At 52.7% G+C, this 5,495-nt stretch carries 2 tRNA genes and 3 rRNA genes; all 5 read right to left on the bottom strand.

Features of this window, described 5'->3' with window-relative positions:
• Positions 1-6 precede the first annotated feature (6 nt).
• Positions 7-122 (bottom strand): 5S ribosomal RNA (rrf, locus tag AR540_RS22330).
• 158 nt (positions 123-280) lie between these two features.
• Positions 281-3,173: ribosomal RNA gene (locus AR540_RS22335) — 23S ribosomal RNA — on the bottom strand.
• A 291-nt stretch (positions 3,174-3,464) separates the two neighbouring features.
• Positions 3,465-3,540 (bottom strand) — tRNA-Ala (locus AR540_RS22340).
• Positions 3,541-3,546: 6 nt separating this feature from the next.
• A tRNA-Ile gene (locus AR540_RS22345) sits at positions 3,547-3,623 on the bottom strand.
• Positions 3,624-3,719: 96 nt separating this feature from the next.
• Positions 3,720-5,256 (bottom strand): 16S ribosomal RNA (locus tag AR540_RS22350).
• Together the 16S, 23S and 5S rRNA genes with 2 tRNA genes alongside form the textbook arrangement of a ribosomal RNA operon.
• Positions 5,257-5,495: the final 239 nt, after the last annotated feature.

The raw sequence follows: 5,495 nt of genomic DNA on the forward strand, positions 1-5,495 counted from the left end.
TTAGGCGCTTGACGATGACCTACTCTCACATGGGGAAACCCCACACTACCATCGGCGATGCATCGTTTCACTTCTGAGTTCGGGAAGGGATCAGGTGGTTCCAATGCTCTATGTTCGTCAAGCAATTCGGTTGGCTGGCCAGGCGATGGGACTGCCTGGCTGGCCCAATTGGGTCGGTGATCGAAGTAGACAACTCGTCTTGGGTCTTGCGAACCCACGCGCCGTTTTCGGCGTCGTCTTCCTCACGCTCTGACCTACGGTCAGATTGTTTGGGTGTTATATGGTCAAGCCTCACGGGCAATTAGTATCGGTTAGCTCAACGCCTCACAGCGCTTACACACCCGACCTATCAACGTCGTAGTCTTCGACGGCCCTTCAGGAAGCTCAAGGCTCCAGTGAGATCTCATCTTGAGGCAAGTTTCCCGCTTAGATGCTTTCAGCGGTTATCTCTTCCGAACGTAGCTACCCGGCAATGCCACTGGCGTGACAACCGGAACACCAGAGGTTCGTCCACTCCGGTCCTCTCGTACTAGGAGCAGCCCCTCTCAAATCTCAAACGTCCACGGCAGATAGGGACCGAACTGTCTCACGACGTTCTAAACCCAGCTCGCGTACCACTTTAAATGGCGAACAGCCATACCCTTGGGACCGGCTTCAGCCCCAGGATGTGATGAGCCGACATCGAGGTGCCAAACACCGCCGTCGATATGAACTCTTGGGCGGTATCAGCCTGTTATCCCCGGAGTACCTTTTATCCGTTGAGCGATGGCCCTTCCATACAGAACCACCGGATCACTAAGACCTACTTTCGTACCTGCTCGACGTGTCTGTCTCGCAGTCAAGCGCGCTTTTGCCTTTATACTCTGCGACCGATTTCCGACCGGTCTGAGCGCACCTTCGTACTCCTCCGTTACTCTTTAGGAGGAGACCGCCCCAGTCAAACTGCCCACCATACACTGTCCTCGATCCGGATGACGGACCAGAGTTAGAACCTCAAGGTTGCCAGGGTGGTATTTCAAGGTTGGCTCCACGCAAACTGGCGTTCACGCTTCAAAGCCTCCCACCTATCCTACACAAGCAAGCTCAAAGTCCAGTGCAAAGCTACAGTAAAGGTTCACGGGGTCTTTCCGTCTAGCCGCGGATACACTGCATCTTCACAGCGATTTCAATTTCACTGAGTCTCGGGTGGAGACAGCGCCGCCATCGTTACGCCATTCGTGCAGGTCGGAACTTACCCGACAAGGAATTTCGCTACCTTAGGACCGTTATAGTTACGGCCGCCGTTTACCGGGGCTTCGATCAAGAGCTTCGCTTGCGCTAACCCCATCAATTAACCTTCCGGCACCGGGCAGGCGTCACACCCTATACGTCCACTTTCGTGTTTGCAGAGTGCTGTGTTTTTAATAAACAGTCGCAGCGGCCTGGTATCTTCGACCGGCATGAGCTTACGGGGTAAACCCTTCACCCTCACCGGCGCACCTTCTCCCGAAGTTACGGTGCCATTTTGCCTAGTTCCTTCACCCGAGTTCTCTCAAGCGCCTTGGTATTCTCTACCCGACCACCTGTGTCGGTTTGGGGTACGGTTCCTAGTTACCTGAAGCTTAGAGGCTTTTCCTGGAAGCATGGCATCAACCACTTCTCCTTCTAAAAGAAGGATCGTCATCAGCTCTCGGCCTTGACCGTCCGGATTTACCTAAACAGTCAGCCTACCACCTTAAACTTGGACAACCAACGCCAAGCTGGCCTAGCCTTCTCCGTCCCCCCATCGCAGTAACTAGAAGTACGGGAATATTAACCCGTTTCCCATCGACTACGCCTTTCAGCCTCGCCTTAGGGACCGACTCACCCTGCGTCGATTAACGTTGCGCAGGAACCCTTGGTCTTTCGGCGTGCGAGTTTTTCACTCGCATTGTCGTTACTCATGTCAGCATTCGCACTTCTGATACCTCCAGCAAGCTTCTCAACTCACCTTCACAGGCTTACAGAACGCTCCTCTACCGCATCACCAAAGGTGATACCCGTAGCTTCGGTGCCTGGTTTGAGCCCCGTTACATCTTCCGCGCAGGCCGACTCGACTAGTGAGCTATTACGCTTTCTTTAAAGGGTGGCTGCTTCTAAGCCAACCTCCTAGCTGTCTAAGCCTTCCCACATCGTTTACCACTTAACCAGGACTTTGGGACCTTAGCTGACGGTCTGGGTTGTTTCCCTTTTCACGACGGACGTTAGCACCCGCCGTGTGTCTCCCATGCTCGGCACTTCTGGGTATTCGGAGTTTGCATCGGTTTGGTAAGTCGGGATGACCCCCTAGCCGAAACAGTGCTCTACCCCCCAGAGTGATACATGAGGCGCTACCTAAATAGCTTTCGAGGAGAACCAGCTATCTCCGAGCTTGATTAGCCTTTCACTCCGATCCACAAGTCATCCCCTGCCTTTTCAACGGAAGTGGGTTCGGTCCTCCAGTCAGTGTTACCTAACCTTCAACCTGCTCATGGATAGATCGCCCGGTTTCGGGTCTATTCCCAGCGACTAGACGCCCTATTAAGACTCGCTTTCGCTACGCCTCCCCTATTCGGTTAAGCTCGCCACTGAAAATAAGTCGCTGACCCATTATACAAAAGGTACGCAGTCACCTAACAAAGTAGGCTCCCACTGCTTGTACGCATACGGTTTCAGGTTCTATTTCACTCCCCTCTCCGGGGTTCTTTTCGCCTTTCCCTCACGGTACTGGTTCACTATCGGTCAGTCAGGAGTATTTAGCCTTGGAGGATGGTCCCCCCATATTCAGACAGGGTTTCTCGTGCCCCGTCCTACTCGATTTCATTGATAAGAGCGTTTCGCGTACAGGGCTATCACCCACTATGGCCGCCCTTTCCAGAGCGTTCCGCTACTCTCAAATCAACTTAAGGGCTGGTCCCCGTTCGCTCGCCACTACTAAGGGAATCTCGGTTGATTTCTGTTCCTCAGGGTACTTAGATGTTTCAGTTCCCCTGGTTCGCCTCTTAACCCTATGGATTCAGGTTAAGATACCTAGGTTATCCTAGGTGGGTTTCCCCATTCAGAGATCTCCGGGTCACAGGTCATTTGCCACCTCACCGAAGCTTATCGCAGGCTATCACGTCTTTCATCGCCTCTGACTGCCAAGGCATCCACCGTATGCGCTTCTTCACTTGACCATATAACCCCAAGCAATCTCTCCGGCGTCCAAGGACGCTACCGATCTGCAGGGCGTTAAATGAGTGAAGACGACATTTCGCCGAAAACTTGCGCTTGAGTTCGCAAGATTTTACCTTGACGACACTAACTGCCAGTGAAAACAGTTAATGCAGTCTACTTCTATCACTTTCCCAATTTTTTAAAGAACAGTTCTGATCAAAGACCAGACATCAGAGTTTGCTTATCCCCTTCGGGACACCAAACGCTCATGTCTGAGCTTTCAAGCAATTGTGTTAGCGGTTAGGTGGAGATGGTGGAGCCAAGGAGGATCGAACTCCTGACCTCCTGCGTGCAAAGCAGGCGCTCTCCCAGCTGAGCTATGGCCCCATCGATTGGTGGGTCTGGGCAGATTCGAACTGCCGACCTCACCCTTATCAGGGGTGCGCTCTAACCAACTGAGCTACAGACCCAATCGTCTTACCTTGAGTCAAGCTAACTCAATTGCTCTTCTATCAGTGAATCAAGCAATTCGTGTGGGAGCTTGTCAGCAAGCTGACATCTTCGATTAAGGAGGTGATCCAGCCGCAGGTTCCCCTACGGCTACCTTGTTACGACTTCACCCCAGTCATGAATCACTCCGTGGTAACCGTCCTCCCGAAGGTTAGACTAGCTACTTCTGGAGCAACCCACTCCCATGGTGTGACGGGCGGTGTGTACAAGGCCCGGGAACGTATTCACCGTGACGTTCTGATTCACGATTACTAGCGATTCCGACTTCACGCAGTCGAGTTGCAGACTGCGATCCGGACTACGATCGGTTTTATGGGATTAGCTCCACCTCGCGGCTTGGCAACCCTTTGTACCGACCATTGTAGCACGTGTGTAGCCCTGGCCGTAAGGGCCATGATGACTTGACGTCATCCCCACCTTCCTCCGGTTTGTCACCGGCAGTCTCCTTAGAGTGCCCACCATCACGTGCTGGTAACTAAGGACAAGGGTTGCGCTCGTTACGGGACTTAACCCAACATCTCACGACACGAGCTGACGACAGCCATGCAGCACCTGTGTCTGAGTTCCCGAAGGCACCAATCCATCTCTGGAAAGTTCTCAGCATGTCAAGGCCAGGTAAGGTTCTTCGCGTTGCTTCGAATTAAACCACATGCTCCACCGCTTGTGCGGGCCCCCGTCAATTCATTTGAGTTTTAACCTTGCGGCCGTACTCCCCAGGCGGTCAACTTAATGCGTTAGCTGCGCCACTAAGATCTCAAGGATCCCAACGGCTAGTTGACATCGTTTACGGCGTGGACTACCAGGGTATCTAATCCTGTTTGCTCCCCACGCTTTCGCACCTCAGTGTCAGTGTCAGTCCAGGTAGTCGCCTTCGCCACTGGTGTTCCTTCCAATATCTACGCATTTCACCGCTACACTGGAAATTCCACTACCCTCTACCGCACTCTAGCCAGACAGTTTTGGATGCAGTTCCCAGGTTGAGCCCGGGGATTTCACATCCAACTTATCAAGCCACCTACGCGCGCTTTACGCCCAGTAATTCCGATTAACGCTTGCACCCTTCGTATTACCGCGGCTGCTGGCACGAAGTTAGCCGGTGCTTATTCTGTTGGTAACGTCAAAACTCACAGGTATTCGCTATGAGCCCTTCCTCCCAACTTAAAGTGCTTTACGACCCGAGGGCCTTCTTCACACACGCGGCATGGCTGGATCAGGCTTGCGCCCATTGTCCAATATTCCCCACTGCTGCCTCCCGTAGGAGTCTGGACCGTGTCTCAGTTCCAGTGTGACTGATCATCCTCTCAGACCAGTTACGGATCGTCGCCTTGGTAGGCCTTTACCCTACCAACTAGCTAATCCGACCTAGGCTCATCTAATAGCGTGAGGTCCGAAGATCCCCCACTTTCTCCCGTAGGACGTATGCGGTATTAGCGTTCCTTTCGAAACGTTGTCCCCCACTACTAGGCAGATTCCTAGGCATTACTCACCCGTCCGCCGCTGAATCGAAGAGCAAGCTCCTCTCATCCGCTCGACTTGCATGTGTTAGGCCTGCCGCCAGCGTTCAATCTGAGCCATGATCAAACTCTTCAGTTAAGTAGACTGATCGGGTTTTGAGAAAACCCTAAACGTGGCTCAGCAATCGCAAAAAACTCATGAATTCACGAGTTACTTGTGTTGCTGATAATCTTGCGACATCAGGCTTATCTCACAAGCACCCACACGAATTGCTTGATTCAACTTGTTAAAGAGCAGTTGGCTGCGACCCGAGCCGCTAACCGAGGCGCGCATTCTACGCCAGCCTCACATCCTGTCAAGCGTTGATTTGAACTTTT

This window comes from Pseudomonas sp. EpS/L25 (assembly GCF_001512295.1).
GTDB lineage: Bacteria > Pseudomonadota > Gammaproteobacteria > Pseudomonadales > Pseudomonadaceae > Chryseomonas.